Consider the following 18520-nt stretch of genomic DNA (forward strand, 5'->3'; position numbering starts at 1 on the left):
CCCGGAGGGGACCTGCTGCTGGGTCACCTCCGTATTTTCCGGGGAGAAGATGAACAACAGGTGTCCGGCGCGCCCGGACGCGCCGTTTCCGGCGGTCCAGGCGTTTGCGGGCTGTTAATGTGGCCGGCGCCTAGGGAACCAGCAGGACTTTCCCGGTGGTCTTGCGGCCCTCGAGGTCGCGGTGCGCCTGCGCGGCCTGGTTGAGGGGGTAGCGCGCTCCGATGCGGACCTTGAGGCTGCCGTCTGCAGCGGCGGCGAACACTTCATCCGAACGCCAGCGCCGCTCGGCCGCGTCCCGCAGGTAGTGGCCCATGGTGGGGCGTGTGAGGAACACCGAACCCGCGGCATTGAGGCGCTGCGGATCAAATGGCGGAACCGGACCGGAAGCCGCTCCAAACAGGACCAGCATCCCCCTGACACGCAAAGCGGACAGCGAGCCGTCGAAGGTGTCCTTGCCCACGCCGTCGTAGGCGACGTCTACGCCCGTTCCGCTGGTGATGTCCCTGACCCGCTCCGCGAAGCCGTCGTAGCGCAGGACGTGGTCCGCGCCGGCGTCGAGTGCCAGCTGTTCCTTTTCGTCGGTGGAGACCGTGGTGATGACTTCCGCCCCGCGTGCTTTGAGCAGCTGGATCAGCAACAGCCCTACGCCTCCGGCGCCGGCGTGCAGCAGGACCTTGTGGCCGGACTCCACCCTGAAGGTCGAGTTCATCAGGTAGTGGGCGGTGACGCCCTGCAGCGGGAGGGCGGCGGCGGTGAAGATGTCCAGCCCCTTCGGAACCGGGAGCGCGGCGTCCTCATCCACCAGCGCGTAGTCCGCGTAGCAGTTGATGCCTTCCGCAGTAGCTACCCGGCTGCCCACGGTGAAGCCGGTTACCCCTTCGCCCACGGCCTCCACGGTACCGGCGGCCTCCGATCCGGGCGTGAACGGGTAAGGGACCTTGTAGATCCCGCTGCGCTTATAGGTGTCAATGAAGTTGACGCCGGCCGCCCCGACCTTGAACAGCAGCTGCCCGGGACCGGGAGTGGGGATTTCCACGTCCGTGTAGTCAAGGACTTCCGGTCCGCCTGCCTGCCGTGCGACGATTGCGTGCGTCATGGCGCTCCTTTCGCGGGGCCCGGTGTCTCCGGCCCCGGCTGCCAGAACCATCCTAGGGACACGGGGGGATGGCAGGACAAGTACCGGGCCCTTCCTGGGCAATCATCTCCTATGCATAAATATCGGTAGCAATGCATAAATATTGTTGTATAGTCGAAGCATGACTATTTCTGTTGCGGTTTCGGGAGCCAGCGGCTACGCCGGGGGAGAGGTCCTCCGCCTGCTTGCCGGGCACCCCGGTGTGACCATTGGAGCCATCACAGCCCACAGCAACGCAGGTTCCCGCCTCGGTGAACTTCAGCCCCACCTGCACGGACTGGCCAGCCGCATCCTCGAGGACACCACCGTGGAGAACCTCTCCGGCCACGACGTCGTATTCCTTGCCCTGCCGCACGGCGCCTCCGCGGAGATCGCCGCCCAGCTGCCGGAGGGCACGGTGGTCATCGACGCCGGCGCAGACCACCGGCTTGAGGACCCCGCCGCCTGGGAAAAGTTCTACGGCTCCGCCCACGCCGGCACCTGGCCCTACGGCCTTCCCGAGCTGCCCGGCCAGCGTGAAGCCCTCAAGGGCGCCAAACGCATCGCCGTTCCCGGGTGCTACCCCACGTCCGCCCTCCTGGCCCTGGCTCCCGGCTTCGCGGGGCACCTGCTGGAGCCCGACGACGTCGTGATCGTTTCCGCTTCCGGGACCTCAGGCGCCGGCAAGGCCGCCAAGGTCAACCTGATCGGCTCCGAGGTCATGGGCTCCATGAGCCCGTACGGCGTGGGCGGAGGCCACCGGCACACTCCGGAAATCGAGCAGGGCCTGTCCAATGCTGCGGGGGAGCAGGTCTCCGTTTCCTTCACGCCCACCCTGGCCCCGATGAGCCGCGGCATCCTGACCACCGCCACCGCCAAGGTCAAGGCCGGCACCACGGCCGCGCAGCTGCGCCTCGCCTGGGCCGAGGCGTACGACGACGAGCCGTTCGTCCACCTGCTGCCGGAAGGCCAGTGGCCGGCGACCAAATCGGTCCAGGGCTCTAACCATGCCGCCATGCAGCTGGCCTTCGACGCCCATACGGGCCGGGTCGTCGTCACCTGCGTCATCGACAACCTCACCAAGGGCACTGCCGGGGGCGCCGTACAGTCCATGAACATCGCACTCGGCCTGCCGGAAACCGCCGGCCTCAACCTTCAGGGAGTAGCCCCGTGACCATCACCGCACCCCAGGGATTCCGGGCCGCCGGCGTCACCGCCGGACTCAAGGCCTCCGGTAACCCCGATCTCGCCCTGGTCGTCAACGACGGCCCCTCCAAGGCCGCAGCCGCCGTCTTCACCAGCAACCGGGTGGCAGCAGCCCCCGTGCACTGGTCCCGCCAGGTGGTCTCCGACGGCCGGGTGGACGCCGTCATCCTCAACTCCGGCGGGGCCAACGCCTGCACCGGCCCCACAGGTTTCCAGAACACCCACAGCACGGCAGAGGAAGTTGCGAAGGTCCTCGGCATTTCGGCCACCGACGTCTTCGTCTGCTCCACGGGACTGATTGGCGAGCAGCTTCCCATGGACAAAATCCTGCCCGGGGTGGAGGCTGCCGCCGCTGCGCTGAGCTCCGACGGCGGTCCGGCCGCCGGAACCGCCATCATGACTACGGACAGCGTGCCCAAGTCAGCGCTCTTCATCGGCACCGACGCCGACGGCCAGGAGTTCAGCATCGGCGGCATCGCCAAGGGAGCCGGCATGCTGGCCCCGGGCCTGGCCACCATGCTGGTGGTGCTCACCACGGACGCCGACGTGCAGCCGGAAATGCTCGACGTCGTCCTCCGCGATGCCACCCGCGTCACCTTTGACCGCGCCGACTCGGACGGCTGCATGTCCACCAACGACACCGTGGTCCTGCTGGCCTCCGGCGCTTCCGGGGCTGTGCCCACAGCCGAAGCGTTCGGTGCCGGGCTGACCCAGGTCTGCGCCGAGCTGGCACGCAAGCTGATCGCCGATGCCGAGGGCGCCAGCCACGACATCGCCATCCGGACCTTCAACGCGGCCAGTGAAGCCGACGCTGAGACGGTCAGCCGCTCCGTGGCCCGCTCCAACCTCTTCAAGGCCGCCATCTTCGGCAAGGACCCCAACTGGGGACGTGTGCTGTCCGCCGTGGGAACCACCGACGCCGCCTTCGAGCCGGACAAACTCAACGTGGCCATGAACGGCATCCAGATCTGCCGGAACGGCAGCATCGGCGATGACCGCTCCCTGGTGGACCTGGAACCCCGCGAAGTGCTGGTGGAAATCGACCTGCAGGCAGGCGACGCCGAAGCCACCATTTGGACCAACGACCTCACCCACGACTACGTGCACGAAAACAGCGCCTACTCCAGCTAGGAGCCCCGGCCACGGCAATACCGCCAGGCACAAGCCGCTGTGGAAAGTGACAACATGAACACCCAGACGCGTGAAACCACCAGCATGTCCGCCGCCCAGGACAAGGCAGAAACCCTGATCGAGGCCCTGCCCTGGATCCAGCGGTTCGCCGGCACCACCATGGTGATCAAATACGGCGGCAACGCCATGGTCAACGACGAACTCCGGCGTGCCTTCGCCGAGGACATCGTCTTCCTGCACCACGTTGGCATCCACCCCGTGGTGGTCCATGGCGGCGGCCCGCAGATTAACGCCATGCTGGGCCGGCTGGGCATCGAATCCGAATTCAAGGGCGGCCTGCGGGTCACCACCCCTGAGGCGATGGACGTGGTCCGCATGGTCCTCACCGGCCAGGTGGGCCGCGAACTGGTGGGCCTGATCAACTCCCACGGTCCCTACGCCGTCGGCATGTCCGGCGAAGACGGCGGCCTGCTCCGCGCCGTCCGCACCGGGACCGTGGTGGACGGCGAAGAAGTGGACCTGGGGCTGGTGGGCGAGGTGGTCGGCGTCGATCCCGCAGGCATCATGGACATCCTCGCCGCGGGCCGCATCCCCGTGATTTCCACGGTGGCACCGGAAATTGTCGACGGCGGCGAAGGCGTGGCGGGAGCCGCGCGGTTCCAGCCCACCGGCCAGGTCCTGAACGTCAACGCCGACACCGCAGCGGCCGCCGTGGCCTCGGCCCTTGGTGCCTCCAAGCTGGTGATCCTGACCGACGTCGAAGGCCTCTACGCCAACTGGCCGGACAAATCCTCCCTGATCTCGTCCCTCACCGCGTCGGAATTGCGGAAGATGCTCCCGAAGCTTGAATCGGGCATGATCCCCAAGATGGCCGCCTGCCTCAAGGCCGTCGATGAAGGCGTGGAGCGGGCACACATCGTGGACGGGCGCCTGGCCCACTCCATGCTTCTTGAAACATTTACGACGGCGGGCATCGGCACCCAGGTAGTCCCGGACGAGGAGATCAACGGATGAACGAGAGTCAGCACACCCCGGTGGTTGAGCAGGAGAGCCCAATGGTTGGGCAGAAGAGTCCGGTGGTTGAGCTTGTCGAAACCCAGGGCCACGCCGGCTCCGAGTGGCTGTCCCGCTACTCCAGTTCGCTGATGAACGTGTTCGGCACGCCCCAGCGGGTCCTGGTCCGCGGCGCCGGCTGCCTCGTGTGGGACGCCGACGGCAAGGAATACCTGGACCTCCTGGGCGGCATCGCCGTCAACGCCCTGGGCCACGCCCACCCGTTCGTGACCTCGGTCATCGCCAGCCAGTTGGCCACGCTGGGCCACGTCTCCAACTTCTTCACCAGCCCCACCCAGGTGGCGCTGGCCGAGAAACTCCTGGAGCTGGCCCACGCGCCGGCCGGTTCCAAGGTGTTCTTCAGCAACTCCGGCACCGAAGCGAACGAGGCCGCCTTCAAGCTGGCCCGCCGCAACACCGGCGACGGCCCGGTGAAGCGGACCAGGATCATCGCCCTCGAAGGAGCCTTCCACGGCCGGACCATGGGCGCGCTGGCGCTCACTGCCAAGGAAGCCTACCGCGCACCGTTCGAGCCGCTGCCCGGGGGCGTGCTCCACATTCCGTTCGGTGACATCGCCGCCTTGGAGGCAGCCGTTGACGACACCGTGGCAGCCGTGTTCCTGGAGCCCATCCAGGGCGAGGCAGGCGTCCGTGCGCTGCCGCCGGGCTACCTGAAGGCAGCGCGGGAGGCCACCAGCAAGGTAGGCGCCCTGCTCATCCTGGACGAGGTACAGACGGGCATCGGCCGGACCGGCAAGTGGTTTGCCAGCGAGGACGCAGGCGTCGTTCCCGACGCCATCACCCTGGCCAAGGGGCTGGGCGGAGGCTTCCCCATCGGTGCCATGATCACTTTTGGCGAGCAGGCGTCGTCGCTGCTGTCGGCGGGCCAGCACGGCACCACTTTTGGTGGAAACCCCGTGGCCACCGCGGCGGCGCTGGCCACCCTCCATGCCTTGGAAAGCCAGAACGTGCTGGCCAACGCCGCGGCAGTGGGGGAGCACCTGCGCTCCGCGCTGGCGGCCATCCCCGGCGTCACCGAAGTCCGCGGCGAAGGGTTGCTGATTGGTTTCGACCTGGACGCCGACGTCGCCCCGGCCGTGGTGCAGGCCGGCCTCGACGCCGGATTCATCGTCAACAGCCCGGGCCCGCGCACCATCCGCCTGGCACCCCCGCTGATCCTCACCACAGCGCAGGCCGATACCTTCCTCTCCGCTTTCCCGGCAATCCTCCAAGCAGCAAAGGACGCCCAGTGACCACCGCAACCCGGCACTTCCTCAAGGACACCGACCTCAGCCCCGCCGAGCAGGCAGAGGTGCTGGACCTCGCTGCCCGCATGAAGGCAGCCCCCTACAGCGTCCAGCCCTACGCCGCGGAAGGCAGCGGCCGCAAGACCGTGGCCGTGATCTTCGACAAGACCTCCACCCGGACCCGCGTCTCGTTCGCCACCGGCGTGGCCGACATGGGCGGCAACGCCCTGATCATCAACCCCGGCGAAGCGCAGATCGGGCACAAGGAATCCGTGGAGGACACCGCCAAGGTCCTCGAACGCATGGTCTCCACCATCGTGTGGCGCACCGGCGCCCACGCAGGCCTGGTGGCCATGGCCGAAAATTCGAAGGTCCCGGTCATCAACGCCCTGTGCGACGACTACCACCCATGCCAGCTCCTGGCCGACCTCCTCGCCGTCAAGGAACACAAGGGCTCCCTCAAGGGGCTCACCATGAGCTACCTCGGAGATGCCGCCAACAACATGGCCAACTCCTACCTCCTGGCCGGGGTCACCGCCGGCATGCACGTCCGCATCGCAGGGCCGGAGGGCTACCTGCCGGCGGAGGACATCGTGGCGGCAGCCCGGGAGCGTGCGGCCGAAACCGGCGGCTCCGTGCTCATCACCACCGACGCCAAGGAAGCGCTGCAGGGCGCAGACGTCGTGGCCACCGATACCTGGGTCTCCATGGGCCAGGAAGCCGAAAAGGAAGCCCGGATGCAGTTGTTCCGGGACTACTCCGTGGACTCGGAAGCCATGGCACTCGCTGCGGATGACGCCGTCGTGCTCCACTGCCTGCCCGCCTACCGCGGCTACGAGATCTCCGCCGACGTCATCGACGGCCCGCAGTCCATCGTCTGGGACGAAGCCGAGAACCGCCTCCACGCCCAGAAAGCCCTGATGGCCTGGCTGATGCACCGCTCCGGCCTGGCTTTCGTTGACGGACTCGCTCCGGTCGAAGGCACCGGAGAGAGCACGTTCTAGTGTCCGCCCAGCCGTCCTCCGCGGGCACCAGCCCGGCCACCAAGACCGCCCGGCAGGCGCGCATCACCGCCATCCTGACCGGGCAGTCCGTGCGTTCCCAGGCGGAACTCGCGGCACTGCTGGCGGGCGAGGGCGTCCAGGTCACCCAGGCGACCCTGTCCCGGGACCTCGTGGAACTGGGTGCCGTCCGTGTCCGCGGCAAGGAAGGTGTCCTGGTGTACGCCGTCCCCGGCGAGGGCGGGGAACGGGCCGCCAGGAGCGGCGTCACCCAGGAGATCCTGGACGCCCGGCTCGCGCGGCTGTGCAGCGAACTGCTGGTGACAGCCGAAGCGTCCGCCAACATCGCCGTGCTCCGGACACCGCCCGGCGCGGCGAACTTCCTGGCCCTGGCCATCGACCACTCGGTGATGCCGTCCATCCTGGGCACCATCGCCGGAGACGATACCGTCCTGCTGGTCTCCCGCGACCCGCTGGGCGGCCCGGACCTCGCCGCCCGTTTCCTGCAGCTCGCAGAGGACGCCGGGCAATAAGCTTGAAGACAAATCATCAACCAACCCCAACAAGGAGCATTTAAAGTGACTGAACGCATTGTGCTGGCCTACTCCGGCGGCCTGGACACGTCCGTCGCCATCGGCTGGATCGGTGAAGCCACCGGTGCCGAGGTCATCGCCGTGGCGGTCGACGTCGGACAGGGCGGCGAATCGCTGGAAACCATCCGCCAGCGCGCCCTGGGCTGCGGCGCCGTCGAGGCCTACGTCGCCGACGCCTCGGACGAGTTCGCAAACGAATACTGCGTCCCCACGCTGAAGGCCAACGCCCTCTACCAGGGCCACTACCCGCTGGTGTCCGCCATCTCCCGCCCGGTCATCGTCAAGCACCTGGTCAAGGCAGCCCGGGAATTCGGCGCCACCACCGTGGCGCACGGCTGCACCGGCAAGGGCAACGACCAGGTCCGCTTCGAAGTGGGCATCCAGACCCTGGGCCCGGACCTGAAGTGCATCGCACCGGTCCGCGACCTCGCCCTGACCCGCGACAAGGCCATCGCCTTCGCCGAGGAAAAGGGACTGCCCATCGAGACCACCAAGAAGAACCCGTACTCGATCGACCAGAACGTCTGGGGACGCGCCGTCGAAACCGGCTACCTCGAGGACATCTGGAACGCCCCCACCAAGGACATCTACGACTACACCGCCACCCCGGAGTTCCCGCCGGCACCGGATGAGGTCACCATCTCCTTCGAAGCCGGCGTGCCCGTCGCGATCGACGGCGTCAAGGTCACCCCGCTGCAGGCCATCAAGGAACTGAACCGCCGCGCCGGTGCCCAGGGCGTCGGCCGCATCGACGTCGTCGAGGACCGCCTGGTGGGCATCAAGTCCCGCGAGATCTACGAGGCCCCGGGCGCGATGGCGCTGATCACCGCGCACAAGCACCTCGAGGACATCACCATCGAGCGCGAGCAGGCCCGCTTCAAGGCCACCGTTGGCCAGCGCTGGTCCGAGCTTGTCTACGACGGCCAGTGGTTCTCCCCGCTGAAGCGTTCCCTGGACGCCTTCATCGAGGACACCCAGAAGTACGTCTCCGGCGACATCCGCATGACCCTGCACGGTGGCCAGGCCATCGTCAACGGCCGCCGCTCCGACACCTCGCTGTACGACTTCTCGCTGGCCACCTACGACACCGGTGACACCTTCGACCAGTCACAGGCCAAGGGCTTCATCGAGCTGTGGGGCATGTCCGCCAAGGTCGCCTCCGGCCGCGACATCCGCGTCGCAGGGAAGTAAGTTTCGTGACCGGAGAGCATTCATCGGTTGAGCATGGGGCCACATCCGCAGGGGTCCCCGGCCGAGCTAGCGAGGTAGGGGAGCGGGTGGGGAGCGAAACCCAAAAAACCGAAGCCACAAATACAGGTGCACTGTGGGGCGGCCGGTTCGCCGGCGGCCCCGCGGACGCCCTCGCGGCGCTGAGCAAGTCCACGCACTTCGACTGGCGGCTGGCCCGCTACGACATCGCCGGCTCCAAGGCGCACGCCCGCGTGCTGCACAAGGCCGGCCTGCTGGACGGTGCGGAGCTGGAAGGCATGCTCGCGGCGTTGACGCAGCTGGACGAGGACGTGGCGTCCGGCGCCTACCTGCCGGCGGAGTCGGATGAGGACGTGCACGGTTCGCTGGAACGCGGCCTGATCGAGCGTGCCGGTGCCCAGCTGGGCGGCAAGCTCCGCGCCGGCCGGTCCCGCAACGACCAGGTGGCAACCCTGGGCCGGATGTTCCTGCGCGACCACGCCCGCATCATCGCCCGCGGTGTCCTGGCTACGGTGGACGCGCTCGTGGAGCAGGCCAAGGCGCACCACGGTGTCGCCATGCCCGGCCGCACCCACCTGCAGCACGCCCAGCCCGTCCTGCTCAGCCACCACCTCCTGGCCCACGCCTGGGCTTTGCTGCGCGACGTGCAGCGGCTCCAGGACTGGGACAAGCGGGCAGGGGTTTCGCCATACGGTTCCGGCGCACTGGCCGGTTCTTCGCTGGGCCTGGACCCGGATGCGGTGGCAGCGGACCTCGGGTTCTTTTCCGCCGTGCATAACTCGATCGACGGCACCGCTTCCCGCGACGTCTTCGCCGAGTTCGCGTGGGTCTGCTCGATGATCGGCGTGGACCTCTCCCGGATCTCCGAGGAAGTCATCTTCTGGGCCACCAAGGAGTTCTCCTTCGTCACGCTGGATGATTCGTACTCCACGGGGTCATCGATCATGCCGCAGAAGAAGAACCCGGACGTCGCCGAGCTGGCCCGCGGCAAGGCGGGGCGCCTGATCGGCAACCTGACCGGGCTGCTGGCCACGCTCAAGGGGCTGCCGCTCGCGTACAACCGCGACCTGCAGGAGGACAAAGAGCCGGTGTTTGACGCCGCCGACACGCTGGAGCTGCTGCTCCCGGCCGTGTCCGGCATGATCGCCACCCTGACCTTCAACACGGAGCGGATGGAATCGCTGGCCCCGCAGGGCTTCGCGCTGGCCACGGACATCGCCGAATGGCTGGTCCGCCAGGGCGTTCCCTTCCGCGAGGCCCACGAGCTGTCCGGTGCCGCCGTCAAACAGGCCGAGTCCCGCGGCGTTGAGCTGTGGGACCTGACGGACGAAGAGTACGCAGCGATCTCGGAGCACCTCACCCCGGAGGTCCGCACCGTACTGTCCACGGAGGGTTCGCTCAACAGCCGCAACTCCCAGGGCGGCACGGCACCGGCCGCCGTCGAACGCCAGCTTGCAGCGCTGGAAGGCGAGCTTGCCGGCGTGCGGGAGTACGCCGGGTAGTTGGCTTGGATTCGACAAGCTCAACCACCGCCGGTGGTTGAGCTTGTCGAATCCTGTCTGTGGCTAGGCTGGGGCCATGAGCGAAACCTTCCGTAAGTTCCTTCGCACGCTGCCCGACTTTCCCTCCGACCTGCCCGGCTTTGACCCGGACAACGCCCCGCAGGACCCGGCTCTGCTCTTCAAGCAGTGGCTGGACGAGGCGCTGGAAGCGGGGGAGCAGCAGCCGCACGCGTTCAGCCTCGCCACGGTCGGGGAAACCACCGATGGCGCCGCGCAGCCGTCCTCGCGGATGCTCATCCTGAAGAACATTGACGACGACGGCTGGCACTTCGCCACATCCCGCACCTCCCGCAAGGGCCGCGAACTGACGGGGTCACCACGCGCCGCGATGAACTTCTACTGGCCGGCCCTGGGCCGGCAGGTCAGGGTGGTGGGAGCGGTGACCGAACTGTCCGCCGAGGCCTCCGCCGTCGACTGGCACGAGCGGCCCCGGGCCGACGGCAGCGACAACCCTGACTGGCAGCTTTATGCCCTCCAGCCGGCCGAAATCGAGTTCTGGCAGGCCAGCAACGACCGCCGACACGTCCGTCACCGTGTCGGGCCGGACGGAAGCCCCCTGGACTGACTGCTCGGCTAGGCTGGCCGCATGACCTCACCTTCTCCTGCCGACCTCCTCGCTGAACTGCATAAAGCCGCGGACGCCCTGACGGCTGCGGTGGACCGGATTCCCGCCGGCGGCGAAAGGGCCCCGTCTACCCTTCCCGGCTGGAGCCGCGGCCACCTCCTGGCCCACATCGCCGGAATCTGCAGTGCGCTGGCCCGCCAGGTGGAATACGGGCGGTCCGGCAGGACGGTAGAGCTGTACGACAGCGGTGTGGACGGCCGCAACCGGGCCATCGAGCTTGCCGCCGGCCATAGCTTGGAGGAGCACCGGGGGGACGTCGCGGCCGCGCTGCAGCGGGCATTGGCGGCCTTCGATGCGCTGGGGGAGGACGAATGGCAGACGCGCATCGCCTTCCGTGACGGCGTGATCTTCGACGCCGGTTTGGCGCTCTGGCGCGAGCTGGTCATCCACACCGCGGACCTGGATACCGGCGCGGGACCCGAGACCTGGAACAGGGCATTCTGCTCCCACCTCTTCGACTTCCTCGCTGCCAGGGTGCCGGCGGAAACCCGGCTGGTCCTGCAGCCCGTGGCACTCCCGCCGCTGACTCTCGGAACCGGCGGCAGCACCGTCGTCGTCAGTGGAATGGTGACGGGCATCGCGGCCTGGCTTGCGGGCCGGCAGCCGTCGCTGGACAGCCTGCGGGCCACCGCCGCCGGGGACGGCGCCGATCTTCCCGCACTGCTTCCCTGGCCGTCGGCGATGCCGGACCCCAAGTAGCCAACGCCAGGGGAGTGAGTGGTCAGGCGGCCTCGCGGGCCAGCAGGCTCTCCTTGATGCGCAGGCCCCAGCGGAAGCCGCCCAATGAGCCGTCGGTCCGTATGACGCGGTGGCATGGCACAAACAGGGCAGCGGCGTTGAACGCGCAGGCGCTGGCGGCGGCCCGCACGGCCCGCGGATTCCCCGCCAGGGCGGCGTACTCCGAGTACGTAACGGGTGAGCCCGGCTTGACCTGTCGCAGCACATCCCAGGCGTGGGCGCGGAATGGTCCGGACTGCTGACGGACCGGCACTGCCATGGCCGGGGTGGGGTCACCGGCGTAGAAGGCCTCCACGGCGGCTGAGATCCCGCCAAGGTCCGTTACCTCTTCCACAGCATCGGGCCGCAGCGCGGGATGGACCTGGCCGGTCAATTCCGCCAGCCCCGCCGTCCAGCCGGACGCAAGGACCACGCCGTCCTGGGCGAGGACAGTAAACGGACCGTCCGGCGTCGACAGCTGAAGCAGTTGGGCTTTCATGGCGTCCCTTTCGCAGGAATGGTGGTTCTTGTGGCGGGCCGGGCGGCAGCGCGCCAGAGGTGCATGGTGGCGTAGGAGCGCCACGGGCTGGCCTCCCGGAAGTCCGGGCTCAGGGCGCTGGTCCCATTATCGAGGGCGCGGATCCCGTTCCGCACGGCGGCGTCGTTGGCAAGGAAGATGTCCGGGGCGCCGAGGACCCGCATGGCGGTGTACCCCACGGTCCAGGGCCCGACGCCGGGGAGCGGCAAAAGTGCGGCGGTGAGGCTGGGGAGGTCGTCGCCGTAGCCGAAGTCCAGGCGGCCGCCGGCGATTGCCGATGCGGCGTGCAGCAGCGATTCGGTCCTGCGCCGCGGGCCGCGGAGCAGGTGTCCGGCGGCCGCGATTTCCGCTGGCGTGGGGAACATCCGGTCCAGGCCGTCGCCGGGCGCACTGCTGGGCCTGCCCGCGGCGGACAGCTGGGTCAGGGCGGTCCTGGCGGCTGCCACCGTGATCTGCTGGCCCACCATGGCCCGCACCAGCAGTTCCTGCGGATCCACGGCGCCCGGCAGGCGCATACCTGGTGCCGCGGCAACCGAACCGGCAAGCCTGGGATCGGCGGCGAGGGTGCCGTCGATCGCTTCCGGGTCCGCATCGAGGTCGAACAGCCGGCGGACGCGGCTGAGCAGCGCTGGAAGGTCGCGCAGGTCCACCGCGCCGATGGTGAGGGTCAACGGCCGTCCCCCGGTGCCGGCGTTGTACTCCACCCGGAACCGCGCGTCGCCGTGGGGGAGCCACAGCGTCCGGGCGTAGGAGGTTGACGTGCCCTCCTCGATCCCCGGGATGGCGCGGACCGCCAGGAAGGAGAAGATGCCCGAGTCGAAGGGCGGCCGGTAGGGCAGGTCCAGGGTCAGTGCCGCAGCGCCGCCGCCGTTCACCGGATGGCGGACGGTCCTCCTGAGCGCCGTGGGATTCATATCGAACACCTCGGCGACGGTCTCGTTGAACTGCCTGATGCTGCTGAAGCCTGCTGCGAAGGCGACGTCGGCGAGCTTCATCGATGTGGAAACCAGCAGGGTGCGGGCCGTCTGGGCCCTGGCGGCGCGGGCCAACGCCAGCGGGCCAGCACCCAGTTCCTGGCCCAGGATCCGGTTCAGCTGGCGCGGCGAATACCCCAGCCGGGCGGCCAGGCCCGCCACGCCGTCGCGGTTGACCACGCCATCGTTGATCAGGCGCATCGCGCGCCCCGCGATGTCCTGCCGCACGTTCCAGGCCGGCGTGCCGGGGACCGCCTCCGGCAGGCAGCGTTTGCAGGCGCGGTAGCCTGCCTCGTGCGCCGCGGCGGACGTCTCGTAGAACGTCACGTTGGACGCCTTGGGCGTCCGGGCGGGGCACGAGGGGCGGCAGTAGATTCCCGTGGTGCGGACGGCCGTAAAGAACTGACCGTCGAAGCGGGTATCCCGGGCATCGATTGCCCGGTAGCGCTGCCAGAAGTCCATGTATCCATCCTGCCAGCCGCCGGCTACTGCTACTAGCGGAAATCGGACATGGCCGTTGGCGGGCAAAATCAGCCCGGACCCTTTTCCGGCGGCGGATGAAGACCGCAGCATCCGGGTAAGGTCAAGCAATGAACCACAGCGCTGGGGCGACGGAACAACTGCGGGATTTCCTGTCCGCCGACGCCCGCGAACTCGCACCAAAGCTGCTCGGAGCCGTGCTAACCCACGAGTCCCGCGACGGTGCCGTGTCCGTCCGGCTCACGGAGGTGGAGGCCTACCTGGGGCCGGAGGACTCTTTGCACCCGGACCCCGGATCGCACACTTACCGTGGCCCGACACCGCGCAACGCCCCCATGTTCGGCCCGCCCGGGCACCTCTACGTCTACTTCACCTACGGGATGCACCACTGCACCAACATCGTCTGCGGTCCGCCTGGCGTCGCATCAGCGCTGCTGCTGAGGGCGGGGGAGATCGTGGACGGGCTGGAGCTTGCCCGGCGGCGCCGTCCGACGTCGAAAAGTCCCGCGGACCTGGCCAGCGGCCCGGCCCGGCTTGCCAAGGCTTTAGGACTGACGACGGCGGACAGCGGCCGGGACGCGCTGGCTCCCCCCTTTGGGCTGGAGCTTCCGTCCGTCCCCGGCGGCCCGGTCAGTTCCGGTCCCCGGGTGGGGGTGGCCGGTGCCGGAGGCTCGGCGGACTACGCCTGGCGGTTCTGGCTCACCGGTGACCCCACCGTCTCGAAGTACAAGGCGGCAAAACCGAGGAACCGGAATGCCGCCGGTGCGCCGCCCGGGTAACACCGGCGTTAACGGAAATGGTTGTAGAATGGACGGTCTGTCTTTCGCGATAGGGGAACGTTAATGCACGACGCCGAATTGGCCCACGAACGGGAGTATGTAGCCGGCCTGTATGCCCGGCTGGAGGAACTCCGGGAGGAGAAGCGCGGCCAGCTGGCGCAGGTCCGCCGTGCCGGAGCCGTGGGCACCATGCAGAACGTTTCGGAACGTGACGCGTTTGCCGCACTGTATGAGGACCGCCTGGCGCAGCTGGATGCGGTGGATGACCGGCTGGTCTTTGGCCGCCTGGACCTGGACTCCGGCGAAGCGCAGTACATCGGCCGCATCGGCCTCACCACCGAAGACCTTCAGCGGCTCATGGTGGACTGGCGTGCCCCTGAGGCCGGGCACTTTTACCAGGCCACGGCCTTTGACCGGCAGGGCGTCCGCCGCCGCCGGCACCTGATCCTGCAGGGACGCGAGGTCAAGGCCATCGAGGACGATGTCCTGGACGCCGGGATGCTCACCGACGACGAATCGCTCCAGGGCGAAGGTGCCCTGCTGGCCGCGCTGAACTCCAAGCGGACCGGCCGCATGTCGGACATCGTCAGCACCATCCAGTCGGAGCAGGACCGGATTATCCGCTCCTCCATCTCCGGCGCCGTCGTAGTCCAGGGCGGACCCGGCACCGGCAAGACCGCCGTGGCCCTGCACCGCGCCGCCTACCTGCTCTATACCCACCGTGACCGCCTCAAGAGTGCCGGCGTGCTGCTGGTGGGGCCGTCGTCGTCGTTCATGAAGTACATCGAACGGGTGCTGCCCTCCCTGGGTGAGACCGGCGTCGTCATGGCCAGCCTCGGCCGACTGATGCCCGGCATCCACGCCGTGCCCGAAACAGACGCCGACGTCGCCGCCATCAAGGGGCGGCTGGACATGGCCGCCATCGTGGCCAACGCCGTCTCCAACCGCATGCGCGTCCCCGCCCAGAACCGGATCCTCGAGGTGGACGGCCGCAAGCTGACCCTTACGCCCCGGCAGGTGCGCCGCGCGCGGGAGCGCGCCCGCGCCACCGGAAAGCCGTACAACGAGGCCCGCGTGACGTTCGTGAAGATCCTGCTGCGCGAACTGACCGAGCAGATGACCGAGCTCGTCGAGGCCGGAAACATCGGCAACAACGCAGACCGCTCCTACCTGGCCGAGGACGTCCGGACCGCCCGGGACGTGCGGATTGCCCTGAACCTGTGCTGGATGCCCATGACGCCGGAGAAGCTCATCTCCGACCTCTTCAGCAAGCCGGAGGTGCTGGAGTTCTGCACCCCGCACCTGCCCCCGGCCGAGCGGGCGCTGCTGCAGCGTCCGGCCGATGCGCCGTGGACCGAGTCCGACGTCCCGCTGCTGGACGAGGCCGCCGAACTGCTTGGGGAGCTGGATCCGGCCGCAGGCCGCGGGCTGGCGCAGCAGGAGCACGACCGTGCCCGGGACCTCGCCAACGCAAAGCAGACCCTGGTCAACATGGAAGCCGCCGGGGTGGATCCGCTCATGTCCGCAGAGGAGCTGGCGGAGCAGAACCGGGAGCAGGAAGCCCGGCAGACGGCAGCCGAACGCGCAACGAGCGACCGCACGTGGGCGTTCGGGCACATCGTCGTGGATGAGGCGCAGGAGCTTTCCCCCATGCAGTGGCGGCTTTTGGTGCGCCGGTGCCCGCTGAAGTCCTTCACGATCGTGGGCGACATCGCCCAGACCAGTTCCGTGGCCGGCGCCAATTCCTGGCAGGGCGCGCTGGCCCCGATGTTCGGTGACCGGTGGCAGCTGGAGGAACTGACCGTCAACTACCGCACGCCCTCGCAGATCGCGGAGGCCGCCGTCAGGATGGCCAACGCCGCCGGCTTGGTGGTGTCCGCGCCCAAGGCCGTCCGCGAGGGCCGCTGGGACCCCATCATCGACGAAGTGTCCGCAGGCGCCGTGGTGGAGCGGCTGGTGGAGGTCCTCCCGGAGGAGCTTGCAGCGCTCGACGGCGGTCTGCTCGCCGTGATTGCCGACGGTGACCTCCTGCCCCAGGCATCGGCTGCCCTGCGCGCCGTGTACGGGCGCAGGATCGGCACCGGGGCCGGCAGCTACGAGCAGGACATCGTGGTCATCAGCCCGCGCGAGGCAAAGGGCCTGGAGTTCGACGGCGTCGTGGTCCTGGAACCTTCAGTGATGCTGAACCACGAACACGGCAAAGTGGGGGACCTGTACGTCGCCATGACCCGCGCCACGCAGCGGCTGCGGCTGATCGCGGCGCAACCGGTCCCCGCCGGTATTGCCGGCTGACGGGGCAATCGGCGTTACTGCTAACTTAGGAAGCGTGCCAGAACTGAACAACCTCGAACCGCAGCGCAACGACCCCACTTTCGCCAACATTTGGCAGGAACTGAAGTGGCGTGGGCTGGTCCATGTCTCCACCGATGAAGGGGAGCTCGAAAAGCTCCTCGCCAACGGGCCGGTCACGTACTATTGCGGCTTCGACCCCACTGCGCCCAGCCTGCACCTGGGCAACCTGGTCCAGCTCCTGGTCATGCGGCGGCTTCAGCTGGCAGGGCATAAGCCCCTCGGCCTGGTGGGAGGGTCCACCGGCATGATCGGGGACCCGCGTCCGACGGCGGAACGCACCTTGAACACCAAGGACACCGTGGCGGAATGGGTTGGCTACCTGCAGGCCCAGGTCCAGCGCTTCCTCAGCTTCGACGGGGACAACGCAGCCAGGATGGTGAACAACCTGGACTGGACGGCGCCGCTGAGCGCCATCGACTTCCTGCGTGAGGTGGGAAAGCACTTCCGGGTGGGCACCATGCTGCGCAAGGACGCCGTCGCGTCCCGGCTGAACTCGGATGAAGGCATCAGCTACACCGAGTTCAGCTACCAGATCCTGCAGGGCATGGACTACCTGCAGCTCTACCGCGACTACGGCTGCGTACTGCAGACCGGCGGCTCGGACCAGTGGGGCAACCTCACCAGCGGTACCGAACTGATCCGCAAGGTGGAGGGCAAGAGCGTCCATGCCCTCGGAACCCCGCTCATCACCAACTCGGACGGAACTAAGTTCGGCAAGAGCGAAGGCAACGCCATCTGGCTCGACGCCGGCATGTGCAGCCCATATGCGTTCTACCAGTTCTGGCTTAACACCGCGGACGCGGACGTGGTGGACCGGCTCAAGGTGTTCACGTTCCTGACGCGCGCCGAGATCGAAGAGATCGCAGTGTCGGTGGCCGAGCGTCCGTTCGCCCGGGAAGGGCAGCGGAAGCTTGCCTTCGAAGTGACCTCCCTGGTGCACGGCGTCGACGCCACCGAAAAGGTCATCGCCGCGTCGGCCGCACTGTTTGGCAACGGCGACTTGGCCGCGCTGGACAAGGCAACGCTGCAGGCTGCAACATCCGAGCTTCCTTCCACCACAGTCCAGGTGGATGAGATGGGGATTGTCGACCTGCTGGTGGCGTCCGGCCTTTCCGAGAGCAAGTCCGCCGCGCGCCGGACAGTGGGCGAAGGCGGAGCCTACGTGAACAACGAGAAAGTCTCGGATCCTGAAGCTGTGATCTCCGAATCGGAGCTCCTGCACGGCCAGTACCTGCTCCTGCGCAGGGGCAAGAAGAACCTTGCCACCGTCGAGGTACTGGTCCCGTAACCGGGGGAGCGAAACCTACCACCTGCACGCCCCTCGGCGGCCGATTTGCGCGGCCACGGAGGGGCGTGTATTGTTTTCTGAGTCGCCGCCGCTGAGTGGTGACAAACCCCCAACTGATATTGAGAAGCAATTCTCGGCCATGCGGTGCATGGAACGAAGAATGCTTCCCATTCTGCTGGGCGGATTCATTCCGCAGAGTGAATTCCGGGAAAACAACCGGATTTGCAAAAGCGAATATGAATGAAATAAGATAAAAACATCGCAGCGAAGAAATACGGAAAAGAAATTCTCTTTTGAATTACTTTCGGGAATATTCGAATGTGTCTGTTGTTTGAGAACTCAATAGTGTGCCAAGTTTGTTGATACCGATTATGTATGTAATTGGTTGATTGTGCCGAATCGTGCCGCCCCTGTGGTGTGGTTTGGTGTTTTTAGCTGGTTTCAAATTTTGTGCAGCCTTTGGCGCCGTTATTTCCGGTGGTTTTGGTTGTGTCTGTTTGTTTTCAACGGAGAGTTTGATCCTGGCTCAGGATGAACGCTGGCGGCGTGCTTAACACATGCAAGTCGAACGATGATGCCCACTTGTGGGTGGATTAGTGGCGAACGGGTGAGTAACACGTGAGTAACCTGCCCTTGACTCTGGGATAAGCC

Annotated in this window: 16 protein-coding genes and 1 rRNA gene; 14 read left to right on the plus strand and 3 right to left on the minus strand. The window is 67.6% G+C overall.

Annotated elements, in window-relative coordinates; genetic code table 11:
* Positions 1-130: 130 nt before the first annotated feature.
* Positions 131-1096: a zinc-binding dehydrogenase gene (locus AC1DIP_RS20875; protein ID WP_476210416.1), complete on the minus strand. Its 966-nt coding sequence runs from the start codon at positions 1094-1096 to the stop codon at positions 131-133.
* A 160-nt stretch (positions 1097-1256) separates the two neighbouring features.
* On the opposite strand from AC1DIP_RS20875, the gene argC reads away from it, so the two are divergent.
* The 10 genes from argC to AC1DIP_RS20925 all read left to right on the plus strand — a co-directional run bounded on the left by argC (position 1257) and on the right by AC1DIP_RS20925 (position 11440).
* Positions 1257-2288, plus strand: coding sequence for an N-acetyl-gamma-glutamyl-phosphate reductase (argC, locus tag AC1DIP_RS20880; RefSeq protein ID WP_476210418.1), 1032 nt, complete (start codon positions 1257-1259; stop codon positions 2286-2288).
* Positions 2285-3451 (plus strand): bifunctional glutamate N-acetyltransferase/amino-acid acetyltransferase ArgJ, encoded by a 1167-nt coding sequence (gene argJ / locus AC1DIP_RS20885; protein WP_477734961.1) that lies wholly within the window; start codon positions 2285-2287, stop codon positions 3449-3451. The genes argC and argJ overlap by 4 nt, the downstream gene beginning before the upstream one ends.
* A 54-nt stretch (positions 3452-3505) precedes the next feature.
* The gene (argB, locus tag AC1DIP_RS20890) at positions 3506-4465 is read left to right on the plus strand and encodes an acetylglutamate kinase (RefSeq protein ID WP_476210422.1); all 960 of its coding nucleotides are present in this window, start codon (positions 3506-3508) and stop codon (positions 4463-4465) included.
* Between the two features lie 41 nt (positions 4466-4506).
* On the plus strand, positions 4507-5757 hold the full coding sequence (locus tag AC1DIP_RS20895) for an acetylornithine transaminase (RefSeq protein WP_477734972.1): 1251 nt from the start codon (positions 4507-4509) through the stop codon (positions 5755-5757).
* On the plus strand, positions 5754-6755 hold the full coding sequence (gene argF / locus AC1DIP_RS20900; RefSeq protein WP_477734962.1) for an ornithine carbamoyltransferase: 1002 nt from the start codon (positions 5754-5756) through the stop codon (positions 6753-6755). The genes AC1DIP_RS20895 and argF overlap by 4 nt, the downstream gene beginning before the upstream one ends.
* On the plus strand, positions 6755-7285 hold the full coding sequence (locus AC1DIP_RS20905; RefSeq protein ID WP_476210427.1) for an arginine repressor: 531 nt from the start codon (positions 6755-6757) through the stop codon (positions 7283-7285). Before argF ends, AC1DIP_RS20905 begins: the two co-directional genes overlap by 1 nt.
* A gap of 45 nt (positions 7286-7330) precedes the next feature.
* Positions 7331-8536 (plus strand): argininosuccinate synthase, encoded by a 1206-nt coding sequence (locus tag AC1DIP_RS20910; protein ID WP_175319496.1) that lies wholly within the window; start codon positions 7331-7333, stop codon positions 8534-8536.
* A gap of 86 nt (positions 8537-8622) precedes the next feature.
* Entirely contained in the window at positions 8623-10056 is a 1434-nt protein-coding gene (gene argH / locus AC1DIP_RS20915; RefSeq protein WP_477734963.1) for an argininosuccinate lyase, read from the plus strand.
* Between the two features lie 76 nt (positions 10057-10132).
* Positions 10133-10681, plus strand: a complete 549-nt coding sequence (locus AC1DIP_RS20920) for a pyridoxine/pyridoxamine 5'-phosphate oxidase (protein ID WP_477734964.1) — start codon at positions 10133-10135, stop codon at positions 10679-10681.
* A gap of 21 nt (positions 10682-10702) precedes the next feature.
* Positions 10703-11440: a maleylpyruvate isomerase family mycothiol-dependent enzyme gene (locus tag AC1DIP_RS20925; protein ID WP_477734965.1), complete on the plus strand. Its 738-nt coding sequence runs from the start codon at positions 10703-10705 to the stop codon at positions 11438-11440.
* A 22-nt stretch (positions 11441-11462) separates the two neighbouring features.
* Here the strand turns inward: AC1DIP_RS20925 and AC1DIP_RS20930 are convergent, their stop codons facing one another.
* Both AC1DIP_RS20930 and AC1DIP_RS20935 read right to left on the minus strand, forming a co-directional pair.
* Positions 11463-11957, minus strand: coding sequence for a methylated-DNA--[protein]-cysteine S-methyltransferase (locus AC1DIP_RS20930; protein WP_477734966.1), 495 nt, complete (start codon positions 11955-11957; stop codon positions 11463-11465).
* A complete protein-coding gene (locus tag AC1DIP_RS20935; RefSeq protein ID WP_477734967.1) occupies positions 11954-13432 on the minus strand; it encodes an AlkA N-terminal domain-containing protein in 1479 nt (492 codons plus the stop codon). The genes AC1DIP_RS20930 and AC1DIP_RS20935 overlap by 4 nt, the downstream gene beginning before the upstream one ends.
* A 128-nt stretch (positions 13433-13560) precedes the next feature.
* Here AC1DIP_RS20935 and AC1DIP_RS20940 point away from each other — a divergent pair, with 128 nt between their 5' ends.
* From AC1DIP_RS20940 to AC1DIP_RS20955, 4 genes are all read left to right on the plus strand, one after another.
* Complete coding sequence (locus AC1DIP_RS20940; protein WP_477734968.1) at positions 13561-14229, plus strand: DNA-3-methyladenine glycosylase; 669 nt, start codon at positions 13561-13563, stop codon at positions 14227-14229.
* 63 nt (positions 14230-14292) lie between these two features.
* Positions 14293-16521, plus strand: a complete 2229-nt coding sequence (locus tag AC1DIP_RS20945) for a HelD family protein (protein ID WP_477734969.1) — start codon at positions 14293-14295, stop codon at positions 16519-16521.
* A 34-nt stretch (positions 16522-16555) separates the two neighbouring features.
* Positions 16556-17869: a tyrosine--tRNA ligase gene (gene tyrS / locus AC1DIP_RS20950; protein ID WP_477734970.1), complete on the plus strand. Its 1314-nt coding sequence runs from the start codon at positions 16556-16558 to the stop codon at positions 17867-17869.
* 503 nt (positions 17870-18372) lie between these two features.
* Positions 18373-18520, plus strand: a 16S ribosomal RNA gene (locus tag AC1DIP_RS20955); the annotation flags it as partial.

The organism is Pseudarthrobacter sp. 05T312, from assembly GCF_056396685.1.